The organism is Streptomyces sp. NRRL WC-3626 (assembly GCF_000718785.1).
Lineage (GTDB): Bacteria > Actinomycetota > Actinomycetes > Streptomycetales > Streptomycetaceae > Streptomyces > Streptomyces edwardsiae.
The window spans coordinates 18,769-40,879 of sequence record NZ_JOCA01000010.1 but is presented as its reverse complement, the minus strand read 5'-3'; the positions used below and the strand labels follow the sequence as shown (position 1 = coordinate 40,879).

The 22,111-nt window shown below is 68.7% G+C and carries 20 protein-coding genes and 4 tRNA genes; 4 read left to right on the top strand and 20 right to left on the bottom strand.

The window, feature by feature from the left end:
• Positions 1 to 26: 26 nt before the first annotated feature.
• The 12 genes from IF28_RS0117710 to IF28_RS0117660 form a co-directional block, all read right to left on the bottom strand.
• Positions 27 to 557 (bottom strand): DUF1707 and DUF4190 domain-containing protein, encoded by a 531-nt coding sequence (locus IF28_RS0117710; RefSeq protein WP_030220915.1) that lies wholly within the window; start codon positions 555 to 557, stop codon positions 27 to 29.
• A gap of 178 nt (positions 558 to 735) precedes the next feature.
• The gene (locus tag IF28_RS0117705; protein WP_030220912.1) at positions 736 to 4,653 is read right to left on the bottom strand and encodes a DNA-directed RNA polymerase subunit beta'; all 3,918 of its coding nucleotides are present in this window, start codon (positions 4,651 to 4,653) and stop codon (positions 736 to 738) included.
• Positions 4,654 to 4,747: 94 nt separating this feature from the next.
• On the bottom strand, positions 4,748 to 8,233 hold the full coding sequence (gene rpoB / locus IF28_RS0117700; protein ID WP_030220909.1) for a DNA-directed RNA polymerase subunit beta: 3,486 nt from the start codon (positions 8,231 to 8,233) through the stop codon (positions 4,748 to 4,750).
• A 256-nt stretch (positions 8,234 to 8,489) separates the two neighbouring features.
• On the bottom strand, positions 8,490 to 8,666 hold the full coding sequence (locus tag IF28_RS39225) for a hypothetical protein (protein WP_158713695.1): 177 nt from the start codon (positions 8,664 to 8,666) through the stop codon (positions 8,490 to 8,492).
• Between the two features lie 146 nt (positions 8,667 to 8,812).
• Complete coding sequence (gene rplL / locus IF28_RS0117695) at positions 8,813 to 9,193, bottom strand: 50S ribosomal protein L7/L12 (protein ID WP_030220906.1); 381 nt, start codon at positions 9,191 to 9,193, stop codon at positions 8,813 to 8,815.
• A gap of 147 nt (positions 9,194 to 9,340) precedes the next feature.
• Complete coding sequence (rplJ, locus tag IF28_RS0117690; RefSeq protein ID WP_030220903.1) at positions 9,341 to 9,871, bottom strand: 50S ribosomal protein L10; 531 nt, start codon at positions 9,869 to 9,871, stop codon at positions 9,341 to 9,343.
• A 298-nt stretch (positions 9,872 to 10,169) separates the two neighbouring features.
• Positions 10,170 to 11,108 carry a hypothetical protein gene (locus IF28_RS0117685; protein ID WP_030220900.1) on the bottom strand — a complete coding sequence of 313 codons (939 nt, stop codon included), beginning with the start codon at positions 11,106 to 11,108 and terminating at the stop codon, positions 10,170 to 10,172.
• Positions 11,109 to 11,276: 168 nt separating this feature from the next.
• Positions 11,277 to 12,002: a 50S ribosomal protein L1 gene (gene rplA / locus IF28_RS0117680; protein WP_030220897.1), complete on the bottom strand. Its 726-nt coding sequence runs from the start codon at positions 12,000 to 12,002 to the stop codon at positions 11,277 to 11,279.
• Positions 12,003 to 12,084: 82 nt separating this feature from the next.
• Positions 12,085 to 12,519: a 50S ribosomal protein L11 gene (gene rplK, locus IF28_RS0117675; RefSeq protein ID WP_004927359.1), complete on the bottom strand. Its 435-nt coding sequence runs from the start codon at positions 12,517 to 12,519 to the stop codon at positions 12,085 to 12,087.
• A gap of 167 nt (positions 12,520 to 12,686) precedes the next feature.
• Positions 12,687 to 13,511, bottom strand: coding sequence for a transcription termination/antitermination protein NusG (gene nusG / locus IF28_RS0117670; protein WP_030220890.1), 825 nt, complete (start codon positions 13,509 to 13,511; stop codon positions 12,687 to 12,689).
• An 80-nt stretch (positions 13,512 to 13,591) separates the two neighbouring features.
• Positions 13,592 to 13,879 carry a preprotein translocase subunit SecE gene (gene secE / locus IF28_RS0117665; RefSeq protein WP_030220886.1) on the bottom strand — a complete coding sequence of 96 codons (288 nt, stop codon included), beginning with the start codon at positions 13,877 to 13,879 and terminating at the stop codon, positions 13,592 to 13,594.
• Between the two features lie 111 nt (positions 13,880 to 13,990).
• Positions 13,991 to 14,063, bottom strand: a tRNA-Trp gene (locus IF28_RS0117660).
• 271 nt (positions 14,064 to 14,334) lie between these two features.
• On the opposite strand from IF28_RS0117660, the gene IF28_RS0117655 reads away from it, so the two are divergent.
• Both IF28_RS0117655 and IF28_RS0117650 read left to right on the top strand, forming a co-directional pair.
• Positions 14,335 to 15,561 carry a pyridoxal phosphate-dependent aminotransferase gene (locus IF28_RS0117655; protein ID WP_030220881.1) on the top strand — a complete coding sequence of 409 codons (1,227 nt, stop codon included), beginning with the start codon at positions 14,335 to 14,337 and terminating at the stop codon, positions 15,559 to 15,561.
• A gap of 123 nt (positions 15,562 to 15,684) precedes the next feature.
• Positions 15,685 to 16,755: an adenosine deaminase gene (locus IF28_RS0117650; RefSeq protein WP_051713777.1), complete on the top strand. Its 1,071-nt coding sequence runs from the start codon at positions 15,685 to 15,687 to the stop codon at positions 16,753 to 16,755.
• 68 nt (positions 16,756 to 16,823) lie between these two features.
• Here the strand turns inward: IF28_RS0117650 and IF28_RS0117645 are convergent, their stop codons facing one another.
• The 6 genes from IF28_RS0117645 to IF28_RS0117620 form a co-directional block, all read right to left on the bottom strand.
• Entirely contained in the window at positions 16,824 to 17,879 is a 1,056-nt protein-coding gene (locus tag IF28_RS0117645; protein ID WP_030220877.1) for a UDP-N-acetylmuramate dehydrogenase, read from the bottom strand.
• Between the two features lie 52 nt (positions 17,880 to 17,931).
• The gene (locus IF28_RS0117640; RefSeq protein ID WP_030220873.1) at positions 17,932 to 18,360 is read right to left on the bottom strand and encodes a MaoC family dehydratase; all 429 of its coding nucleotides are present in this window, start codon (positions 18,358 to 18,360) and stop codon (positions 17,932 to 17,934) included.
• 5 nt (positions 18,361 to 18,365) lie between these two features.
• A complete protein-coding gene (locus IF28_RS0117635) occupies positions 18,366 to 18,818 on the bottom strand; it encodes a MaoC family dehydratase N-terminal domain-containing protein (RefSeq protein ID WP_030220870.1) in 453 nt (150 codons plus the stop codon).
• A gap of 113 nt (positions 18,819 to 18,931) precedes the next feature.
• Complete coding sequence (gene rpmG / locus IF28_RS0117630; protein ID WP_003948671.1) at positions 18,932 to 19,096, bottom strand: 50S ribosomal protein L33; 165 nt, start codon at positions 19,094 to 19,096, stop codon at positions 18,932 to 18,934.
• Between the two features lie 89 nt (positions 19,097 to 19,185).
• Positions 19,186 to 19,258 (bottom strand) — tRNA-Met (locus IF28_RS0117625).
• Positions 19,259 to 19,304: 46 nt separating this feature from the next.
• Positions 19,305 to 19,377, bottom strand: a tRNA-Thr gene (locus IF28_RS0117620).
• 212 nt (positions 19,378 to 19,589) lie between these two features.
• On the opposite strand from IF28_RS0117620, the gene IF28_RS0117615 reads away from it, so the two are divergent.
• Both IF28_RS0117615 and IF28_RS0117610 read left to right on the top strand, forming a co-directional pair.
• The gene (locus tag IF28_RS0117615; protein WP_030220868.1) at positions 19,590 to 20,855 is read left to right on the top strand and encodes an amidohydrolase family protein; all 1,266 of its coding nucleotides are present in this window, start codon (positions 19,590 to 19,592) and stop codon (positions 20,853 to 20,855) included.
• Positions 20,856 to 20,917: 62 nt separating this feature from the next.
• Positions 20,918 to 21,574 (top strand): NAD(P)H-binding protein, encoded by a 657-nt coding sequence (locus IF28_RS0117610; protein WP_030220865.1) that lies wholly within the window; start codon positions 20,918 to 20,920, stop codon positions 21,572 to 21,574.
• A gap of 14 nt (positions 21,575 to 21,588) precedes the next feature.
• Here IF28_RS0117610 and IF28_RS0117605 read toward each other — a convergent pair whose 3' ends face one another.
• The gene (locus IF28_RS0117605; protein ID WP_030220861.1) at positions 21,589 to 21,801 is read right to left on the bottom strand and encodes a hypothetical protein; all 213 of its coding nucleotides are present in this window, start codon (positions 21,799 to 21,801) and stop codon (positions 21,589 to 21,591) included.
• Positions 21,802 to 21,910: 109 nt separating this feature from the next.
• Positions 21,911 to 21,992 (bottom strand) — tRNA-Tyr (locus IF28_RS0117600).
• Positions 21,993 to 22,111: the final 119 nt, after the last annotated feature.

The window sequence follows — 22,111 nt, the reverse complement described above, 5'->3', positions numbered from 1 at the left end:
GAACCCGCGGAGCCCGATCGGGCCGGTCAGGCCGAACCCGCCACCACGGCCAGCAGGCCGACGAAGCCCAGGAACACCGCCCAGCCGGCGATCGACAGCCAGCCGAGCACCAGCCCGGTCACGGCGAAGCCGTCCCCGCCCTCGCCGGTGCGGCGCATCTCGGACTGGGCCATGTGGCCGAGGATCACGGCGGGCAGTCCGGTGAGCCCGCCGGTGACCACGCACAGGATGCCGCAGACCATCGAGGCGACCGCCTTGCCGTTGGTCCTCGGCTGCAATCCGGGCAGGAAGGTCGCCGGCACCGGTCCGGCGGCCGCCACCGGCTGCGGCATCGGGCCCTGCGGCAGATCGGCGACCAGCAGCGACAGCTCCGCCACGGTGCGGGCCGCGTAGGCCCGGGCGACACGCTTCTCGAACTCGGGATGCTCCAGCCTGCCCTCGCCGTACCCGGCCCGCAGCACGTCCACCGCGCGCTCGCGGTCGGCGTGCGAGGCCAGCATCGACGGGGCGCCGGGCCCCTGCAACGGGTTGCCCTGCCACGGAGTCGGGTACGACACGGCTGCCTCCCGGGGGCGGGGCGGATGTCCCCGATGAACGGTTTCACCCACTTGAACGCACCGTACCGGGAGTTTGGTTCCACCGCCCCCTTCCCGCGGTGCGGGCATCCGGCTCCCGGTACGCCGAAGGGCGGCCACCCCACGGGGTGACCGCCCTTCGGTTCACGCGCGTACTCGCTTACTGGTTGTACGGACCGTAGTCGTAGTCCTCCAGCGGGACGGCCTGGCCGGAGCCCGTGCCGAACGGCGAGTAGTCGATGTCGTCGTAGCCGACGGCCGAGTACATCGCGGCCTTGGCCTCCTCGGTCGGCTCCACCCGGATGTTGCGGTAGCGGGACAGGCCCGTACCGGCCGGGATGAGCTTACCGATGATGACGTTCTCCTTGAGGCCGATGAGGCTGTCGGACTTGGCGTTGATCGCCGCGTCCGTCAGCACCCGGGTCGTCTCCTGGAAGGAGGCGGCCGACAGCCAGGACTCCGTCGCCAGCGAGGCCTTGGTGATACCCATCAGCTGCGGACGACCGGAGGCCGGGTGACCGCCCTCCTGGACCACACGACGGTTCTCGGTCTCGAACTTCGAGCGCTCGACCAGCTCACCGGGCAGCAGCTCGGCGTCGCCGGACTCGATGATCGTCACCCGGCGCAGCATCTGCCGGATGATGATCTCGATGTGCTTGTCGTGGATCGACACACCCTGCGAGTTGTAGACCTTCTGGACCTCGCCGACCAGGTGGACCTGGACGGCACGCTGACCCAGGATGCGCAGCACGTCGTGCGGGTTGGTGGCACCCACGGTGAGCTGCTGGCCCACCTCGACGTGGTCGCCCTCGCCGACCAGGACCTTGGCACGCTTCGAGATCGGGAACGCCGTCTCGTCGCTGCCGTCGTCCGGGGTGACGACGAGCTTCTTGGTCTTCTCGGTCTCCTCGATCCGCACGCGGCCGGAGGCCTCGGAGATCGGGGCGACACCCTTCGGCGTACGGGCCTCGAAGAGCTCGACGACACGGGGCAGACCCTGGGTGATGTCGTCACCGGCCACACCACCGGTGTGGAAGGTACGCATCGTCAGCTGGGTACCGGGCTCACCGATGGACTGGGCGGCGATGATGCCGACCGCCTCACCGATGTCGACCAGCTTGCCGGTGGCCAGCGAACGGCCGTAGCACATCGCGCAGGTGCCGACGGCGGACTCGCAGGTCAGGACCGAGCGGGTCTTGACCTCCTCGACGCCGCGGGTGACGAGCTCCTCGATGAGGACGTCACCCAGGTCCGTGCCGGCCGGGGCCAGCACCTGACCGTCGACGACGATGTCCTCGGCGAGGCAGCGCGCGTACACGGAGGTCTCGACGTCGCCCTCCTTGCGGAGCACGCCCGTCTCGTCCCGGCTCGCGATCTTGAGGCGCAGACCGCGGTCGGTGCCGCAGTCCTCCTCGCGGATGATGACGTCCTGGGAGACGTCGACCAGACGACGGGTGAGGTAACCCGAGTCGGCGGTCCGCAGAGCGGTGTCCGCCAGACCCTTACGGGCACCGTGCGTGGAGATGAAGTACTCCAGCACGGACAGACCCTCACGGAACGAGGCCTTGATCGGACGCGGGATGGTCTCGTTCTTCGCGTTCGACACCAGACCACGCATACCGGCGATCTGACGCATCTGCATCATGTTGCCTCGTGCACCCGAGTTCACCATCATGAAGATCGGGTTGGTCTTCGGGAAGTTCTCGTTCATCGCCTCGGCGACCTCGTTGGTCGCCTTGGTCCAGATCGCGATGAGCTCCTGCGTGCGCTCGTCCTTGGTGATCAGACCGCGCTCGTACTGCTTCTGGACCTTCTCGTCCTGCGCCTCGTAGCCCTTGACGATCTCCTTCTTCGCCTCGGGAACGACGACGTCGGAGATGGCCACGGTGACGCCGGAGCGGGTGGCCCAGAAGAAGCCGGACGCCTTCAGGTTGTCGAGCGTCGCCGCCACGATGACCTTCGGGTAGCGCTCGGCGAGGTCGTTGACGATCTCCGAGAGCTGCTTCTTGCCGACCTCGTAGTCGACGAAGGGGTAGTCCTCGGGCAGCAGCTCGTTGAAGAGCGCGCGGCCCAGCGTGGTGTTCAGCCGGAAGGGGTCACCCTGCTGCCACTCACCCGCGGCGCTGTCGGACGCGGCGCCCTCCTCGCCCGCCGGCGGGGTCCAGCCGCGCGGCGGGATGGTGCCGACCGGGAAGCGGACGTCGATCCTCGACTGGAGCGACAGCTCGCCCGCGTCGAAGGCCATGATCGCCTCCGCGACCGAGGCGAAGGAACGGCCCTCGCCCTTGAGGTCGCGCATCTCGCCGTCGGTGGTGAGGAAGAACAGACCGAGGACCATGTCCTGGGTCGGCATCGTCACCGGGCGGCCGTCGGCCGGCTTGAGGATGTTGTTCGAGGACAGCATCAGGATGCGGGCCTCGGCCTGCGCCTCCGCGGACAGCGGAAGGTGCACGGCCATCTGGTCACCGTCGAAGTCCGCGTTGAACGCGGTGCAGACGAGCGGGTGGATCTGGATGGCCTTGCCCTCGACCAGCTGCGGCTCGAAGGCCTGGATGCCGAGGCGGTGCAGCGTGGGCGCACGGTTCAGCAGAACCGGGTGCTCCGCGATGACCTCTTCGAGGACGTCGTACACGACCGTGCGGCCGCGCTCGACCATGCGCTTGGCGCTCTTGATGTTCTGCGCGTGGTTCAGGTCGACCAGGCGCTTCATCACGAACGGCTTGAAGAGCTCCAGCGCCATGGCCTTCGGCAGACCGCACTGGTGCAGCTTCAGCTGCGGGCCGACGACGATCACGGAACGCGCCGAGTAGTCGACTCGCTTGCCGAGCAGGTTCTGACGGAAGCGGCCCTGCTTGCCCTTGAGCATGTCGGACAGCGACTTCAGCGGACGGTTGCCGGGGCCCGTCACCGGGCGGCCACGGCGGCCGTTGTCGAAGAGCGCGTCCACGGCCTCCTGGAGCATGCGCTTCTCGTTGTTCACGATGATCTCGGGCGCGCCGAGGTCGAGAAGCCGCTTCAGGCGGTTGTTGCGGTTGATGACCCGGCGGTACAGGTCGTTCAGGTCGGAGGTCGCGAAGCGGCCACCGTCCAGCTGCACCATCGGACGCAGGTCCGGCGGGATGACCGGCACGCAGTCCAGCACCATGCCCTTGGGGCTGTTGCTGGTCTGCAGGAACGCGGAGACGACCTTGAGGCGCTTGAGCGCACGGGTCTTCTTCTGGCCCTTGCCGGTACGGATGATCTCGCGGAGGCGCTCGGCCTCCTCCTCGAGGTCGAAGGACTCCAAGCGCTTCTGCAGCGCCGCGGCACCCATCGAGCCGTCGAAGTAGGTGCCGAAGCGGTCGCGCAGCTCGCGGTAGAGCAGCTCGTCGCCCTCGAGGTCCTGGACCTTGAGGTTCTTGAACCGGTTCCACACCTCGTCGAGGCGGTCGATCTCGCGCTGCGCACGGTCGCGCAGCTGCTTCATCTCACGCTCGGCACCCTCGCGCACCTTGCGGCGCACATCGGCCTTGGCACCCTCGGCCTCGAGCTCGGCCAGGTCGGTCTCGAGCTTCTTGGCGCGGGCCTCGAGGTCGGCGTCACGGCGGTTCTCGACCTGCTGGCGCTCGACGGAGACATGGGCCTCCAGCGAGGGCAGGTCGCGGGTGCGGCGCTCCTCGTCGACGTACGTGATCATGTACGCCGCGAAGTAGATGACCTTCTCCAGGTCCTTCGGGGCGAGGTCGAGCAGGTAGCCGAGGCGCGACGGGACGCCCTTGAAGTACCAGATGTGCGTGACGGGCGCGGCGAGCTCGATGTGGCCCATCCGCTCACGGCGCACCTTGGCGCGGGTGACCTCGACACCACAGCGCTCACAGATGATGCCCTTGAAGCGGACGCGCTTGTACTTGCCGCAGTAGCACTCCCAGTCCCGGGTCGGACCAAAGATCTTCTCGCAGAAGAGTCCGTCCTTTTCGGGCTTGAGCGTGCGGTAGTTGATCGTCTCGGGCTTCTTGACCTCGCCGTGGCTCCACTGACGGATGTCGTCAGCGGTGGCCAGGCCGATCCGGAGCTCGTCGAAGAAGTTGACGTCGAGCACTATGCGTCAATCCCTCTCAGGGTTGTAAGTCATGGGGTCTGAAACGGGGGTCCTGGGGTCGGCGGCCTTCAGGAAGAAGGCCGCCGGACTCCCGTCAGACCTCTTCGACGCTGCTCGGCTCGCGCCGGGACAGGTCGATGCCGAGCTCCTCCGCCGCGCGGAAGACGTCCTCGTCGGTGTCACGCATCTCGATGGACATACCGTCGCTGGACAGCACCTCCACGTTCAGGCACAGGGACTGCATCTCCTTGATGAGCACCTTGAAGGACTCGGGGATGCCGGGCTCGGGGATGTTCTCGCCCTTGACGATGGCCTCGTAGACCTTCACGCGGCCGGTGACGTCGTCGGACTTGATGGTCAGCAGCTCCTGGAGGGCGTAGGCGGCGCCGTACGCCTCGAGTGCCCACACCTCCATCTCGCCGAACCGCTGGCCACCGAACTGAGCCTTACCACCCAGCGGCTGCTGGGTGATCATGCTGTACGGACCGGTCGAACGCGCGTGCAGCTTGTCGTCGACCAGGTGGTGCAGCTTGAGGATGTACATGTAACCGACCGAGATCGGCTCCGGGAACGGCTCACCCGAGCGGCCGTCGTACAGCCGCGCCTTGCCGGAGGGAAGCACCATGCGCTCGCCGTCCCGGTTCGGGATGGTGTGCTGGAGCAGACCCGCGAGCTCGTCCTCACGCGCGCCGTCGAAGACCGGGGTGGCGACGTTGGTACCGGGCTCGACCTTGTCGGCGCCGATGACCTGGAGCCGCTCGGCCCACTCCTCCGCGAGGCCGGAGACGTCCCAGCCGCGGCTGGCGAGCCAGCCGAGGTGGATCTCCAGGACCTGTCCCGGGTTCATTCGGGACGGGACACCCAGCGGGTTGAGGATGATGTCGACGGGCGTGCCGTCCTCCAGGAACGGCATGTCCTCGATCGGGTTGATCTTGGAAATGACGCCCTTGTTGCCGTGCCGGCCGGCGAGCTTGTCACCGTCGGTGATCTTCCGCTTCTGCGCGACGTAGACGCGCACCAGCTGGTTGACACCGGGGGGAAGCTCGTCGCCCTCCTCGCGGTCGAAGACGCGGACGCCGATGACCTTGCCGATCTCGCCGTGCGGGACCTTCAGCGAGGTGTCGCGGACCTCACGGGCCTTCTCACCGAAGATCGCACGCAGCAGGCGCTCCTCCGGGGTCAGCTCGGTCTCACCCTTGGGCGTGACCTTGCCGACGAGGATGTCGCCGGCGACGACCTCGGCACCGATGCGGATGATGCCGCGCTCGTCGAGGTCGGCGAGGACCTCCTCGGAGACGTTCGGGATGTCCCGGGTGATCTCCTCGGGGCCGAGCTTGGTGTCACGGGCGTCGACCTCGTGCTCCTCGATGTGGATCGAGGAGAGGACGTCGTCCTGCACGAGGCGCTGCGACAGGATGATCGCGTCCTCGTAGTTGTGGCCCTCCCACGGCATGAACGCGACCAGCAGGTTCTTGCCGAGCGCCATCTCGCCGTTCTCGGTGGCGGGGCCGTCGGCGAGGACCTGGCCGGTGATGATCCGGTCGCCCTCGTTGACGATGACCTTCTGGTTGACCGAGGTGCCCTGGTTGGAGCGGGAGAACTTCGCCAGGCGGTACGTGATGTACGTGCCGTCGTCGTTGGCGGTGGTGATGTAGTCCGCGGAGACCTCCTGGACCACACCGTCCTTCTCGGCCTTGACCACGTCGCCGGCGTCGACGGCGGAGCGGTACTCCATGCCGGTGCCGACGAGCGGGGACTCGCTCTTGATCAGCGGCACGGCCTGGCGCATCATGTTCGCGCCCATGAGGGCACGGTTGGCGTCGTCGTGCTCGAGGAACGGGATCATGGCGGTCGCGACCGACACCATCTGGCGCGGCGAGACGTCCATGTAGTCGACCTCGTCGCCGGGGACGTAGTCGACCTCGCCGCCGCGGCGGCGGACCAGGATCCGGTTCTCCACGAACCGCATGTCGTCGCTGAGCGGCGCGTTGGCCTGCGCGATGACGAAGCGGTCCTCCTCGTCGGCGGTCAGGTAGTCGACCTCGTCGGTGACCTGGCCGTCGACGACCTTGCGGTACGGCGTCTCGATGAAGCCGAACGGGTTGATCCGGCCGTACGAGGCGAGCGAGCCGATCAGACCGATGTTCGGGCCTTCGGGCGTCTCGATGGGGCACATGCGGCCGTAGTGCGACGGGTGCACGTCGCGGACCTCGAAGCCGGCCCGCTCACGGGAGAGACCACCCGGGCCGAGGGCGTTCAGACGACGCTTGTGCGTCAGCCCCGACAGCGGGTTGTTCTGGTCCATGAACTGGGACAGCTGGCTGGTGCCGAAGAACTCCTTGATGGAGGCGACGACCGGCCGGATGTTGATCAGGGTCTGCGGCGTGATCGCCTCGACGTCCTGGGTCGTCATGCGCTCGCGCACGACACGCTCCATACGGGCGAGACCCGTACGGACCTGGTTCTGGATCAGCTCGCCGACGTTACGGATGCGGCGGTTGCCGAAGTGGTCGATGTCGTCGGTCTCGACGATGATCGAACGCCCGGAGCCGCCGACCGTCTCGACCTCGCCGGCGTGCAGCTTCACCAGGTACTTGATGGTGGCGATGATGTCGTCGGTGGTGAGCACGCCGGCGTCCAGCGGCTCGTCCCCGCCGAGCTTCTTGTTGACCTTGTAGCGGCCGACCTTGGCCAGGTCGTAGCGCTTGGGGTTGAAGTAGAGGTTCTCGAGCAGCGTCTGCGCGGCCTCACGCGTGGGGGGCTCGCCCGGACGGAGCTTGCGGTAGATGTCGAGCAGCGCGTCGTCCTGACCCTGGGTGTGGTCCTTCTCCAGGGTGGCGCGCATGGACTCGTACTCGCCGAACTCCTCGAGGATCTGCTCGGTGGTCCAGCCGAGCGCCTTCAGAAGGACGGTCACGGACTGCTTGCGCTTGCGGTCGATGCGTACGCCGACCATGTCGCGCTTGTCGATCTCCATCTCCAGCCAGGCACCCCGGGACGGGATGATCTTGGCGGAGAAGATGTCCTTGTCGGACGTCTTGTCGATGCTGGAGTCGAAGTAGACGCCGGGCGAGCGGACCAGCTGGGACACCACGACACGCTCGGTGCCGTTGATGACGAAGGTGCCCTTGTTCGTCATGAGCGGGAAGTCGCCCATGAAGACGGTCTGGGACTTGATCTCGCCGGTCTCGTTGTTGGTGAACTCGGCGGTGACGAAGAGCGGGGCGGCGTACGTGAAGTCGCGGTCCTTGCACTCGTCGATGGAGTTCTTCGGCGGCTCGAAGCGGTGGTCACGGAAGGTCAGGGACATCGACCCGGAGAAGTCCTCGATCGGGGAGATCTCTTCGAAGATCTCCTCCAGACCGGACTTGGTGGGGACGTCCTGGCCGTTCTCGAGAGCCTCCTCGACCCGACTCTGCCAGGCGGTGTTGCCGAGCAGCCAGTCAAAGCTCTCGGTCTGCAGCGCGAGCAGGTTCGGAACCTCGAGAGGCTCCTTGATCTTTGCAAAGGAAATGCGCAGCGGGGCGGTGCTGGCGCCGTTGTTCGTATTCGCGGTCGAGGCGTTGCGCGAGGCGGCCAAGAGGGGGTCCTTCCGAGGGCTCGGACTCACTACGCGCGTACCGGCCCCCCACTGGGCAGAGAGACAGACATCCCAGGTCAGAGATGATCAAGTCGTCCATACTCGAGTGAGGGCATGCCCCTGGTGACGGGCAGGGGACAGCTAACAGGCAGCGCAAAGGGTCAGTGTAGCCACTTGGCACACTGATGTCCAATGCCGGTCCGCGAGACCGGTGGAGGCCCTCGTTCTTCTCAACTCCTGCGACAAGGCGCTGCCCTCAACGCACCGTGATACTGCCCTCTTTGCCGTCGATCCATGCCTCGGATTCGGATCCTTGTGACGACGCGTCCTGAGAATTGCGCGCCGCGTGCGGTTCGTCAAGGCCCCCCTTGCCGTGACCGCCTGCCACCAGGCGATCTTCACGGCCGGTGGAGGCCACAACGAAGATCACCATACCCCCCGCCGTCCCGGGGGCAAGGCAGCCGCCTCCGACCCCCCGGTACGCCGAAGAGCGACCACCCGGATGGATGATCGCTCCTCAGCGCTTGAGCGTTACACGTCCCTGGGGACGCGCGCCGGATCCTGGGGACCCGGAGGGTGTTACTTGACCTCGACGGAGGCGCCGGCGCCCTTGAGGGACTCGGCGGCCTTCTCGGCGGCGTCCTTGGCGACCTTCTCGAGGACGGGCTTCGGGGCGCCGTCCACGAGGTCCTTGGCCTCCTTCAGACCCAGGGAGGTGAGCTCACGCACGACCTTGATGACCTGGATCTTCTTGTCGCCGGCACCGGTGAGGATGACGTCGAACTCGTCCTGCTCGGCAGCGGCCTCGGCCGGGGCGGCAGCGGCGGCCGGGGCGGCGGCGACGGCAGCGGCGGCGGTGACGTCGAACTTCTCCTCGAAGGCCTTCACGAACTCGGAGAGCTCGATGAGGGTCATCTCCTCGAACTGCGCGAGCAGGTCTTCCTGGCTGAGCTTCGCCATGATGGCGGTCCTTCCACTAATTCGGCGGATGCCGGATGTACGGGGTGAGGCGGGCGTGTGCCTTACGGCATTACTGCGTAGACGTCGGGCCCGCGTCGACCCTCACCTCATGCGGTTCATGCGGCGAGGATCGGAAAGCGAGCCGAATTACTCGGCACCGCCCTGCTCGGCCTGCTTGGCACGGAGCGCGTCCACGGTGCGGACGAGCTTCGAGGGGAGCGCCTGGAGGAGCTGAGCAGTCTGCGTCTGCTTGCCCTTGAAAGCGCCCGCCAGCTTGGCGAGCAGAACCTCGCGGGACTCGAGGTCCGCAAGCTTCTTGATCTCGTCGGCGGACATCGCCTTGCCGTCAAGGACACCGCCCTTGATGACGAGATTCGGGTTGTCCTTGGCGAAGTCACGAAGACCCTTCGCCGACTCCACCGGGTCACCGGTGACGAAGGCGACTGCCGTCGGACCGTTGAACAGGTCGTCCAGCGTCGAGATCCCGGCCTCGTTGGCCGCAATCTTGGTCAGCGTGTTCTTCACCACGGCGTACTGGGCGTTCTCACCGAGCGAACGGCGCAGCTGCTTGAGCTGAGCCACGGTGAGACCGCGGTACTCGGTCAGCACGGCGGCGTTGGAGTTGCGGAACTGGTCCGTCAACTCGGCAACCGCGGCAGCCTTGTCGGGCCTCGCCATAGAGCCTCGGCCTCCTTCCGGGTGATTCGGACCGCGCGGACCCGAAGGAGGACTGGGGAAAACGAAACGCCCCGGGCGCAGGCGCACGGGGCGTAGCTCAACCGGTTGTTCGCTTCCTTGCGGCAGCGAGCTCCGGGAACTCTTCCACTCACACCTGCGCGGGTCGTCCGCAGTTCAGCGGATCCTTCGGCCACCGTATGCTCTGATGAGCGCACGGCAACGACCAGCGGTCTTTGGCTTCTGTGGAAGAGTACGCGAACGGATCGGCGACAAGCAAATCGGCCGATCGGGGGCGTTCCTAGGCGCCGGCGCCCAGGTCCTCCAGGTCCTGGAGCATCTCCATGAAGTCGACCGTCTCGCTCGCCGCCGGCGCCTTGACCTCGGCTGCGGCTCCGTAGTCGGAGTAGTGGGAGACGATCTTCATCGTGCCCTCGGACATCTGCATGCCGACGACCATCTTGGCCGGGTAGTCGTCCTCGTTGACCCAGACCTCGGTGTCGTAGCCCTTCAGGCCGCTCTTCTTCATGTTGGCGACGAGTTGCTCGCGCTCCTCGTCGGTGAACATGCCGTCGAGCGCCTTGTTGGCGTCGAGCATCTCCTCGATGCTCAGGGTGCCCTTGTAGTGCTGCGTCGCGACCCCGTCGACCTTCTCCGGGCCCACGTGCTTGAGGCTCTTGGAACCGAGCAGCATGGCCAGCTGCTTCGCCGGGTCCTGGTTCATGTTCTCCAGGCCGCCGGTCATCTGCTTCTGGGTCTCGGGGTCACCGGTCGCCTCCGCCATGGCGCCGAAGTCCATCTTCATCCAGCGCTTGCCGTCCATCTCGGCGGCCGACTCCGCGCCCATGTCCATGTACATGACGCCGTCCAGCATGATCATGCGTGACTGCTCGGGACCGTCCGGGGAGCCCTCGGTGAGCGCCGAACCCTTCATGGTGACGTCCATGACGGCCGGGTCCCAGCCCTGGACGCCGGACATCTGCATGCTCCCCCCGCCCATCGGGCCGGCCGGCATCTCCATCGTCATGCGCACCTTGGAGGACTTGGCCTCCGAGGTGTTCTTGAACGCGGCCTGGAGGACTTCCGTCATCTCGTTCTGCGTCTGGACCTTGGACTCCGTGGAGCCCCCGGCCTTCTTCTTCGTCCCGTCCCCGTCACCGCCCTGACAGCCCGCCACGCCCGCGACAACGGCCACGGCCGTCAGACAGACACCCACACGCTTCCATGCGGCCATGCCCATGAATCCCACCCCTGGTTGTTTTGTTCGCTGTGCTCCGTCTGTGAACGCACTGAGACCGTAGCCCACTCCACTGACACAGTCGTACGAAAAAACCCGCCCCCGTGTCTCGGGCGAGACACGGGGGCGGGTGTGCTGTGGTGCACGGGCCGGTCGGTCGGCCCGCCCGGCTCAGACGGCGGCCGGGTCCTCCTCGACGAGGAGGTTGCGGGTGCGGTTCGAGTCGAGCGGAATGCCGGGGCCCATCGTGGTGCTGATGGCGGCCTTCTTGATGTAACGACCCTTGGCGGCCGACGGCTTCAGACGGAGGATCTCCTCCAGCGCCGCGGCGTAGTTCTCCACCAGCTTGGTGTCGTCGAACGACGTCTTGCCGATGATGAAGTGCAGGTTCGAGTGCTTGTCGACGCGGAACTCGATCTTGCCGCCCTTGATGTCGTTGACGGCCTTGGTGACGTCCGGGGTCACGGTGCCGGTCTTCGGGTTCGGCATCAGACCACGCGGACCGAGCACGCGGCCGAGGCGGCCGACCTTGCCCATGAGGTCCGGGGTGGCGACGACGGCGTCGAAGTCCAGACGGCCCTTCGACACCTCGTCGATCAGCTCGTCGGCGCCGACGATGTCGGCGCCCGCGGCGCGTGCGGCCTCGGCACGGTCACCGGTCGCGAAGACCAGGACCCGGGCGGTCTTGCCGGTGCCGTGCGGGAGGTTCACGGTGCCACGGACCATCTGGTCGGCCTTGCGCGGGTCGACACCCAGGCGGAAGGCGACCTCGACGGTGCCGTCGAACTTGCTCGTGGACGTCTCCTTGGCGAGACGGACGGCCTCGAGCGGGGCGTACTGCTTCTCCCGGTCGATCTTGGCGTCCGCAGCGCGGAGAGACTTGCTGCGCTTGCTCACTGAAAGCTCCTGTGGAATCTGAGGAGTCGTGGTCCGGGCCGAGCCGGCCCTTCCACTACTGCTTGGCTTACGGGGGTGGAGGTCAGCCCTCGACCGTGACGCCCATGGAACGGGCGGTGCCGGCGATGATCTTCTCGGCGGCGTCCAGGTCGTTGGCGTTGAGGTCGGGCATCTTCGTCGTGGCGATCTCACGGACCTGGTCACGCGTGATCTTCGCGACCTTGGTCTTGTGCGGCTCGCCGGAGCCCTTCTCCACACCCGCGGCCTTGAGGATCATCTTGGCGGCCGGCGGGGTCTTGGTGACGAAGGTGAAGGAACGGTCCTCGTAGACCGTGATCTCCACCGGGATGACCCAGCCACGCTGCGACTCGGTCGCGGCGTTGTAGGCCTTGCAGAACTCCATGATGTTCACGCCGTGCTGACCCAGCGCGGGGCCGACCGGCGGGGCCGGGTTCGCGGCACCGGCCTGGATCTGGAGCTTGATGAGCCCCGTGACCTTCTTCTTCTTGGGAGGCATGACTCTCCGGGTCCTTTCGATTCGGGTCCTGCCCGCGTCAGGGGACAACCCGGACGCAGGCATACCGCACAACGATAACGGGTATGGATGCGCGGCTAAAAACCGAGCAGGTCAGCCCAGTGCGCGAGCACTCGGCTGACCTGCGCGGAAGCTCTGTGCCAGAAGGACTAGTTCTTCTGGATCTGGTCGAAGGAGAGCTCGACCGGCGTCTCCCGGCCGAAGATCTCCACCAGGCCCTTGACCTTCTTGGAGTCGGGGTTGATCTCGTTGATGGTCGCCTGCAGCGTGGCGAACGGGCCGTCGGTGACGGTGACCGAGTCGCCGACCTCGAAGTCCAGCACCTGGACCTCGACCTTGCGCTGCGGGGCCGGCTTGCCCTCGGCCTCGGCTGCCTCGCGGGCGGCCTTCTCCTCGGCCTCCGGGGCGAGCATCTTGACGATCTCGTCCAGCGTCAGCGGGTAGGGGTCGTAGGCGTTGCCCACGAAGCCGGTGACACCGGGGGTGTTGCGGACGACACCCCAGGACTCGTTCGTCAGGTCCATGCGGACCAGGACGTAGCCCGGGAGCTTGTTCTGCTTGATCGTCTTGCGGTCGCCGTTCTTGATCTGGACGACCTCTTCCTGCGGCACCTCGGCCTGGAAGATGTAGTCCTCGACGTTCAGCGAGACGGCGCGCTGCTCCAGGTTGGTCTTCACCCGGTTCTCGTAGCCCGCGTAGGTGTGGATGACGTACCACTCGCCGGGCAGCGTCCGCAGTTCCTCGCGGAGCTTCTCGACCGGGTCGCGGTCGTCCTCGGGCTCTTCGGCCTCCTCGGCCTCGGTGGTCTCGTCCGGCTCGGCGCTCTCGTCCGCGTCGGTGTCGGCAGCCTCGGCCTCGGCGGAGGCCTCGGTGTCCTCGACGTCCGCGGCCTCGACGGCGGCGGGCGCGTCCTCGGCGGACTCGGCCCCTTCGCCGTAAGGCTCGACGGCGTCGTTCACGTTCGGGTCAGACACGGTGGCTGCTTCTTCCTGGATACAAGGGGTGGAACATGCGAAAAGGAGCGCCGGATACCTCGGCGCTCTTCGCTCTCGGCTCAGCCGAAGACGTACTTGGCGGCGTGACTGAGGCCATAGTCGATCAGGGTGATCAGACCGATCATCAGGACGACGAAGACGATCACTGCCGTCGTGTACGACGTCAGCTGATTCCGCGTCGGCCAGACGACCTTGCGGAGCTCCGCGACGATCTGACGGTAGAAGAGGGCGAGGCGCTTCAGCGGACCCTTCTTGGCCCGCTTGCCGCCCTTGCGGGCCTTCTTCTTGGAATCCGGTGCTTCGTCCTGGGCATCAGGCATGTCGATGGAGCCCACGGCGTCCGTCACTCGTCCTCACCTGATTCCGGGTCGTGGCCGTGCCGCGCCCGGTTCGAGCCCGCACGGCGGTGCATTGCTGTACGTACATGCGCACACATCCTGGCGAAGGTGTGTGTATAGCAGGGCCGGAGGGACTTGAACCCCCAACCGCTGGTTTTGGAGACCAGTGCTCTACCAATTGAGCTACGACCCTTTGTGCGTTCCCCAACGTACCGCATCCGACCGGATGCTTGGTGTGCACCGGCTGAGCGCGGGCCGCTTAAGGCCAACGAGGTGAGAGTGTACGTGTTCCTGGGCCGGGCGTCGAACAGAAAGTGCCTGGGAGGAACGGTCCGGCGGAAGATCGTCCTGGCCGGACGGCGCCGGCGGTGCCGATCCGGACTGGTGTTCAGGGGTTTGCCCGGACCTGTTCACTCCGTGAAACCCCCGTGCCGCGTGGGTTTCCGGTCTGGAACGATGGGCCCATGAGCGCTGCAACCCCTCCCACCGAGCGCCGGGTCTCCGCCCGAGTCGGCGCGATCTCCGAGTCCGCCACCCTCGCCGTGGACGCCAAGGCCAAGGCCCTCAAGGCCGCCGGGCGACCGGTGATCGGCTTCGGCGCCGGTGAGCCCGACTTCCCGACGCCGGACTACATCGTCGAGGCCGCGATCGAGGCCTGCAAGAACCCGAAGTACCACCGGTACACCCCGGCCGGCGGTCTGCCGGAGCTGAAGTCCGCGATCGCCGCCAAGACGCTGCGCGACTCCGGCTACGAGGTGGACCCCTCCCAGATCCTGGTCACCAACGGCGGCAAGCAGGCCATCTACGAGGCCTTCGCGGCGATCCTCGACCCGGGCGACGAGGTCATCGTCCCGGCGCCGTACTGGACGACGTACCCGGAGTCGATCCGGCTGGCCGGCGGCGTCCCGGTGGAGGTCGTCGCCGACGAGACCACCGGCTACCGCGTGAGCGTGGAGCAGCTGGAGGCGGCCCGCACCGAGCGGACGAAGGTCGTCCTCTTCGTCTCCCCGTCCAACCCGACCGGCGCGGTCTACAGCGAGGCCGAGACCGAGGCGATCGGCCGCTGGGCCGTCGAGCACGGCCTGTGGGTGCTCACCGACGAGATCTACGAGCACCTGGTCTACGGCGACGCCGTGTCCGTGTCGCTGCCCGCGCTGGTGCCCGAGCTGCGCGACAAGTGCGTCGTGGTCAACGGTGTGGCGAAGACCTACGCGATGACGGGCTGGCGGGTCGGCTGGATCGTCGGCCCGAAGGACGTGGTGAAGGCCGCGACCAACCTCCAGTCGCACGCCACGTCCAACGTGTCCAACGTCGCCCAGGTGGCCGCACTCGCCGCCGTGTCCGGGAACCTGGACGCGGTCGCGACGATGCGGGAGGCGTTCGACCGGCGGCGCAGGACCATCGTCCGGATGCTCAACGAGATCGACGGTGTGGTCTGCCCGGAGCCCGAGGGCGCGTTCTACGCCTACCCCTCGGTGAAGGCGCTGCTCGGCAAGGACATCCGGGGCAGGCGTCCGCAGAGCTCGGTCGAGCTGGCGGCGCTCATCCTCGAGGAGGCCGAGGTCGCGGTGGTACCGGGTGAGGCATTCGGCACACCCGGCTATCTGCGGCTGTCGTACGCGCTGGGTGACGAGGACCTCGTCGAGGGCGTGAGCCGCCTCCAGAAGCTGCTCGCGGAGGCCCGCGACTGACGTCGTCCCCCACGTCGCAGGGGCACCCGGGATCTCCCGGGTGCCCCTGTTCGTTTGTGCGAGCAAGACCACTAAAGGGGAAAGCGCTACCGGGACGGCGAGGGTGTGCGGCAGGATCGGCGAATGCTGAGCTCTTCAGGGGGGCACCCCCCGAACCCCCCGCGTGTACGTGATCTCTCCGCACTGCCGAAGGCCCATCTGCACCTGCACTTCACCGGGTCCATGCGGCCCACCACCGTGCTGGAACTGGCCGACAAGTACGGCGTGCGCCTGCCCGAGTCGCTGACCGACGCGCTGACGAGCGGGGAGCCGCCGAGACTGCGGGCCACGGACGAGCGCGGCTGGTTCCGTTTCCAGCGGCTGTACGACGCGGCGCGCTCGTGCGTGCGGGAGCCCGAGGACATCCAGCGGCTGGTGCGGGAGGCGGCGGAGGAGGATCTGCGGGACGGCTCCGGGTGGCTGGAGATCCAGGTCGACCCGACGTCGTACGCGCCCCGGCTGGGCGGGCTGATCCCGGCGCTGGAGATCATCCTGGACGCGGTGGACACGGCACGGCGGGACACCGGGATCGGGATGCGGGTGCTGGTGGCCGCCAACCGTATGAAGCATCCGCTGGACGCGCGCACCCTGGCCCGGCTGGCGGTGCGGTACGCGGACCGGGGGATCGTCGGGTTCGGCCTCTCCAACGACGAGCGGCGCGGGATGGCGCGCGACTTCGACCGGGCGTTCGCGATCGCGCGCGAGGGCGGGCTGCTGTCGGCACCGCACGGCGGCGAGCTGACCGGGCCCGCGTCGGTACGGGACTGTCTGGACGACCTGGAGGCGGACCGTATCGGCCACGGCGTACGGGCGGCGGAGGACCCGCGGCTGCTGCAGCGGCTCGCCGACCGCCAGGTGACGTGTGAGGTGTGCCCGGCGTCGAACGTGGCCCTGGGCGTCTACGACAAGCCGGAGGACGTCCCCCTGCGCACCCTCTTCGACGCGGGCGTCCCCCTGGCCCTGGGCGCCGACGACCCCCTGCTCTTCGGCTCCCGCCTCACGGCCCAGTACGAGCTGGCCCGCCACCACCACGCCTTCACGGACGGGGAACTGGCCGAACTGGCCCGCCAGTCGGTACGCGCCTCGACAGCCCCGGCCTCGGTGAAGTCGGACCTCCTGTCGGGCGTGGACACCTGGCTCACCACCCCCGCCTGACCGCGGGCGACCGTGCCGCCGGGGCAGGCGCGCCGGCCCCGCCCCCGCTCCCGGCGACGGAGATTCCGCTAGAGACTGACGCCCACCGTCACCGGTTCGTTGACCAGGGTGATGCCGAACGCCTCGTGGACGCCCGCGACGACCTCGCGGGCCAGCGCGAGGAGGTCCTCGGTGGTCGCGTCCCCCCGGTTGGTGAGGGCGAGGGTGTGCTTCGTGGAGATGCGGGCCGGGCCGTCGCCGTAGCCCTTGGTGTAGCCGGCCTTGTCGATCAGCCAGGCGGCGGAGGTCTTGGTGCGGCCCTCGCCCGCGGGGTACGCGGGGGGCTCCACGCCGTCGCCGAGGTGTTCCCGGACCCGGGCGCGGAAGGCGGTGAACGCCTCCTCGTCGAGGACGGGGTTGGTGAAGAAGGAGCCGGCCGACCAGGTGTCGTGGTCCTCGGGGTCCAGGACCATGCCCTTGCCCGCCCGGAGTTTCAGCACCGTCTCGCGGGCCGTGGCCAGCGGTACCCGCCGGCCCGGCGCGACGCCGAGGACGCGGGCCGTCTCGGCGTACTTGACGGGCCCGGAGAGGCCGCCCGCGTCCTCCAGCCGGAAGCGCACGCGCAGCACGACGTACCGCTCGGGGTCGGCCTTGAAGCGGCTGTGGCGGTAGGAGAAGGCGCACTCCTCGTTGCCGAGGGTGACGGTCTCGCCGGCCCTGCGGTCGTAGGCGACGACCTCGGTGATCGTGGAGGAGACCTCCTGGCCGTACGCCCCCACGTTCTGGATCGGGGTGGCGCCGGCCGAGCCGGGGATGCCGGCCAGGCATTCGACGCCGGCGAGGCCGGCTTCCACGGTGCGGGCGACGGCGTCGGTCCACACCTCACCGGCCGCCAGCTCCAGCCGCGTACCGTCCAGGGCGAAGCCCCTGGTCGCGACGACGAGGGCGGTGCCGTCGAAGCCCTTGTCGCCGATGACCAGGTTGGAGCCGCCGCCGATGACCAGCAGCGGCGTACCGCTGTCGTCGGCCTCGCGGACGGCGGCGATCACCTCGTCGTCGGTCGTCGCGGTGACCAGCCGGGTCGCGGGACCGCCCAGCCGGAAGGTGGTCAGCGGGGCGAGGGGGGCGTCGTGGAGTTCCTGCACGGGCTCAAGACTACGAGACGGCACCGACAGCCCCGCCCCCGCTGCGTCCGGCTCAGCTCAGCCGGACGACCGCCCGCGACATGCCCAGCACCTTCTGGCCGGCGCTCATCGCGAGGAGGTCCACGCGGACCGTGTTGTCGTCGAGCTTGGCGGCGACCTTGCCGCTGACCTCGATGACGGCGCCCTGCTCGTCGTCGGGGACGACGACCGGACGGGTGAAGCGGACGCCGTACTCGACGACCGCGCCCGGGTCGCCCGCCCAGTCGGTCACCACGCGGATCGCCTCGGCCATGGTGAACATGCCGTGCGCGATCACGTCGGGCAGGCCGACCTCCTTGGCGAACCGCTCGTTCCAGTGGATCGGGTTGAAGTCGCCGGAGGCACCCGCGTACCGGACGAGGGTCGCGCGCGTCACGGGGAACGTCTGTGCGGGCAGCTCGGTGCCGACCTCGACGTCGGCGTAGGAGATCTGTGCCGTCATGTGCTTCACGCCTCCTCGGCCCCGCGGGCCACCAGCTTGGTCCAGGCGGTGACGACGTGTTCGCCGTTCTGGTCGTGCACCTCGCCGCGGATGTCGAGTATGTCGTTGCCGGCCATCGAACGGATCGTCTCGATGGTCGAGGTGACGGTCAGCAGGTCACCCGCGCGCACCGGACGGACGTAGGCGAACTTCTGGTCGCCGTGCACCACCCGGCTGTAGTCCAGGCCGAGCCGGGGGTCGGCGACGACCTGCCCGGCGGCCTTGAAGGTGATGGCGAAGACGAAGGTGGGCGGGGCGATCACATCGGGGTGGCCGAGCGCCTTGGCGGCCTCCGCGTCCGTGTACGCCGGGTTGGCGTCCCCCACCGCTTCGGCGAACTCACGGATCTTCTCCCGGCCCACCTCGTAGGGCTCGGTGGGCGGGTAGCTCCGCCCCACGAAGGACTGGTCGAGCGCCATGCGCGCGGCACCTCCTGTGTCTGACTTGGTCTGCCTGGGTGTCTGGTCCCACGGGAAAACGACACGAGGCCGCCCCCCTTGGCTGGGGGGACGGCCTCGTGTACGAGCCTGTTTTATCGCGTTTCGCGGTGCGCGGTGTGCGCGTTGCAACGCGGGCAGTGCTTCTTCATCTCAAGACGGTCCGGGTTGTTACGCCGGTTCTTCTTGGTGATGTAGTTCCGCTCCTTGCACTCCACGCAGGCCAGCGTGATCTTCGGGCGGACGTCGGTGGCAGCCACGTGAGTGCTCCTTGACGGACGGATCGACTTTATTTACGCAAGCAAGAGTAGCCGATCGAAGGACCGACCCCGCAATCGGCTACTGTCTGTAGCGGTGACCGGACTTGAACCGGTGACACAGCGATTATGAGCCGCTTGCTCTACCGACTGAGCTACACCGCTTTGATGCGATCGGACCCCGTCTCGCGACGGGAACCTCACACACCAGAGCCCCAAAACGGAATCGAACCGTTGACCTTCTCCTTACCATGGAGACGCTCTGCCGACTGAGCTATTGGGGCGAGCGATGAAGACATTACACGCTCCGCCGCCGTTCGCCCAAATCCGTTTCGGCCCCCGCTTCCGGGACGGACCACGCCGGTACGACTATTGGCCTCCTCCCGGCGAGGGGTGGCCCCCCGGCCTAGGCTCGACTCACTCTGCGTGATCTTTTCCGCGCGATTCTCCCCGCGTGACCTTGCCCTCCGAGCGCAGTCCGAGCCCCTGGAGTGCGATGCCCGACAGCCGGCCGCAGCCACCGCCCCGCCCGCCCTCGTCGCCGGGGCCGGTGCCGGTCGATCCGGCCCCGCTGCTGCTGTGCGGCGCGCGTCTCACCGACGGCCGGACCGTGGACGTACGGCTGGGCGGCGGGCGCATCGAGGCGGTCGGTACGGCCGGCAGCCTGGCGGCGGAGGGCACACGCGCGTGCGGCACGCGGGTCGACCTCACCGGCTATCTGCTCCTGCCGGCCCCCGCCGAACCCCACGCCCACGCGGACACCGCCCTGTCCGCCGACGCCGGCGGCCCCGTCTCGTACGACCCCCGGGACGTCCGGCGGCGTACGACGGAGGCGGCGCTGCTCCAGCTCGGGCACGGGGCGACGGCGCTGCGGGCCCATGTGCGCGTGGGCGACATGGCCGGGCTCGGCGCGCTGACCGCCGTACTGGGGGCGGGGCGTTCGCTGCGCGGGCTGGCCGAACTCACGACGGTGGCCATGCCCCGGCTGCTGACGGGGGTGGCCGGCGCGGACGGGCTCGCGGTGCTGCGGGACGCGATGAAGATGGGCGCGTCCGCGGTGGGCGGCTGTCCGGACCTCGACCCCGATCCCACCGGCTACGTGGAGGCGGTCCTGGAGCTCGCCTCCGAGCACGGCTGCCCGGTCGACCTGCACACGGACGCCGCCGATCCCGTCCGGCTGGCCCGGTTCGCGGCGATGGCGGGCGGGCTGCGGCCAGGGGTCGCCGTCGGACCGTGCGGCGGTCTCGCCCGGCTGCCGGCCGACTCGGCCGCCCGGGCGGCGGACCGGCTCGCGGCGGCCGGGGTGACGGTGGTGTGCCTGCCGCAGGGCGGCTGCGGCGCCGTCGACCGCCGGGGCGTGGCTCCGGTACGGCTGCTGCGGTCGGCGGGGGTGCGGGTGGCCGCCGGGAGCGGGGCGCTGCGGGACGTGTCGAACCCGGTGGGCCGCGGCGATCCGCTGGAGGCGGCGTATCTGCTGGCCTCCCGCCACGGGCTGACCGCCGACGACGCCTGTACGGCGGTGGGCGCGGCGGCGCGGGCGGCCCTGGGGCTGCCCGAGGTGCGCGTGGAGGCGGGTTTCCCGGCCGAACTGCTGGCGGTGCGCGGGGAGAAGCTCTCGGGGGCGCTGTCGTCGGCGTACAGCCGCGTCGTGGTGCACGCGGGGCGGGTGGTGGCGTGGACGAGCGCGGTGCGGGAGTACCGCGGTTCGGCGCCGGCGGAGGAGGGGACGGGGTTGCCCAGGCAGGGCCGGGGGCCCGCGTAGCACCCGTGCGGCTCCGGGGGGTTGCGCGGCGGACGGGGGCGCCCCGGCGTACGGTCGGAGACATGCGCATTGTCATCGCTGGTGGTCATGGTCAGATCGCGCTGCGGCTGGAGCGGTTGCTCGCCGCGCGCGGGGACGAGGCGGCGGGCATCATCCGCAAACCCGAACAGGCGGACGAACTGCGGCGCCTGGGTGCCGAACCGGTCGTGCTGGACCTGGAGTCGGCGTCGGTGGAGGAGGTCGCGGAACGGCTGGAGGGCGCGGACGCGGCGGTGTTCGCGGCGGGCGCCGGGCCGGGCAGCGGTGTGGGCCGCAAGGAGACGGTGGACAGGGCGGCGGCGGTCCTCTTCGCCGACGCGGCCGTCCGCGCGGGCGTACGGCGCTTCGTGATCGTCTCGTCCATGGGCGCGGACCCGGCGCACGAGGGCGACGAGGTCTTCGACGTGTACCTGCGCGCCAAGGGCGAGGCGGACGCGTACGTACGGGGCCTGGACGCCCTGGACTGGACGGTCCTGCGCCCCGGCCGGCTCACCGACGACGCCGGCACCGGCCGGGTCCGTCTGGAGGCCCACACGGGCGGCGGGCCGATCCCGCGCGACGACGTGGCCGCCGTACTGGCCGAACTGGTGGACTCCCCCGCGACGGCGGGTCTGACCCTGGAACTGATCAGCGGCCCGGCGCCGGTGTCGGTGGCGGTGAAGTCGGTGGCCGGGAACTAGGTCCCGTCCGGCGGTCAGAAGAGGGGCATCTGCCCCGGGAACTCAGGCACGGTGTAGCCGTCCAGCGAGGGCTGCTCCGCGCCGAGTTGGGCGTGCCTGCGCGACCCGGGGCAGGAAGTCAGTTCCCCGATCCGCCGGGCGCCGGGCGGATCGTGCCGCGCGTACCGTCCGGCGACGACGGCGATCTCACGACGGCACACGGGACAGTGACGGCGACGGGACGACATGCGCCCAGTGTGCCCCGCACCCGCCCCGCGCGAACACCGGACGTGCACACACGAAGAGACCCCTTCCGGACTACGTTTCCGTAGTCCGGAAGGGGTCTCTTCCCCAGTGTGGCGGCGCCAGGATTCGAACCTGGGAAGGCTGAGCCGGCAGATTTACAGTCTGCTCCCTTTGGCCGCTCGGGCACACCGCCGGGGTTGCTGCCCGTTGTACCGCTTTTCGGCGGTGCTCCTTGGCAACGACGTAAACAATACCCGATGGGCAGGGGTGCTTCGCCACCCGATTGATCGCCACCGGGGGCCCGGCGGGTGA

Excerpts from the sequence above, each read along its gene's own strand:
- IF28_RS0117605 (WP_030220861.1), bottom strand. The coding sequence starts at position 21,801 with ATGTCGTCCCGTCGCCGTCACTGTCCCGTGTGCCGTCGTGAGATCGCC.
- IF28_RS0117640 (WP_030220873.1), bottom strand. The coding sequence starts at position 18,360 with ATGACGGCACAGATCTCCTACGCCGACGTCGAGGTCGGCACCGAGCTG.
- rplK (WP_004927359.1), bottom strand. The coding sequence starts at position 12,519 with ATGCCTCCCAAGAAGAAGAAGGTCACGGGGCTCATCAAGCTCCAGATC.
- rplL (WP_030220906.1), bottom strand. The coding sequence starts at position 9,193 with ATGGCGAAGCTCAGCCAGGAAGACCTGCTCGCGCAGTTCGAGGAGATG.
- IF28_RS0117615 (WP_030220868.1), top strand. The coding sequence starts at position 19,590 with ATGCCCGACAGCCGGCCGCAGCCACCGCCCCGCCCGCCCTCGTCGCCG.
- IF28_RS0117635 (WP_030220870.1), bottom strand. The coding sequence starts at position 18,818 with ATGGCGCTCGACCAGTCCTTCGTGGGGCGGAGCTACCCGCCCACCGAG.
- IF28_RS0117650 (WP_051713777.1), top strand. The coding sequence starts at position 15,685 with ATGCTGAGCTCTTCAGGGGGGCACCCCCCGAACCCCCCGCGTGTACGT.
- rplJ (WP_030220903.1), bottom strand. The coding sequence starts at position 9,871 with ATGGCGAGGCCCGACAAGGCTGCCGCGGTTGCCGAGTTGACGGACCAG.
- IF28_RS39225 (WP_158713695.1), bottom strand. The coding sequence starts at position 8,666 with ATGGTGATCTTCGTTGTGGCCTCCACCGGCCGTGAAGATCGCCTGGTG.
- IF28_RS0117610 (WP_030220865.1), top strand. The coding sequence starts at position 20,918 with ATGCGCATTGTCATCGCTGGTGGTCATGGTCAGATCGCGCTGCGGCTG.
- IF28_RS0117685 (WP_030220900.1), bottom strand. The coding sequence starts at position 11,108 with ATGGGCATGGCCGCATGGAAGCGTGTGGGTGTCTGTCTGACGGCCGTG.
- IF28_RS0117655 (WP_030220881.1), top strand. The coding sequence starts at position 14,335 with ATGAGCGCTGCAACCCCTCCCACCGAGCGCCGGGTCTCCGCCCGAGTC.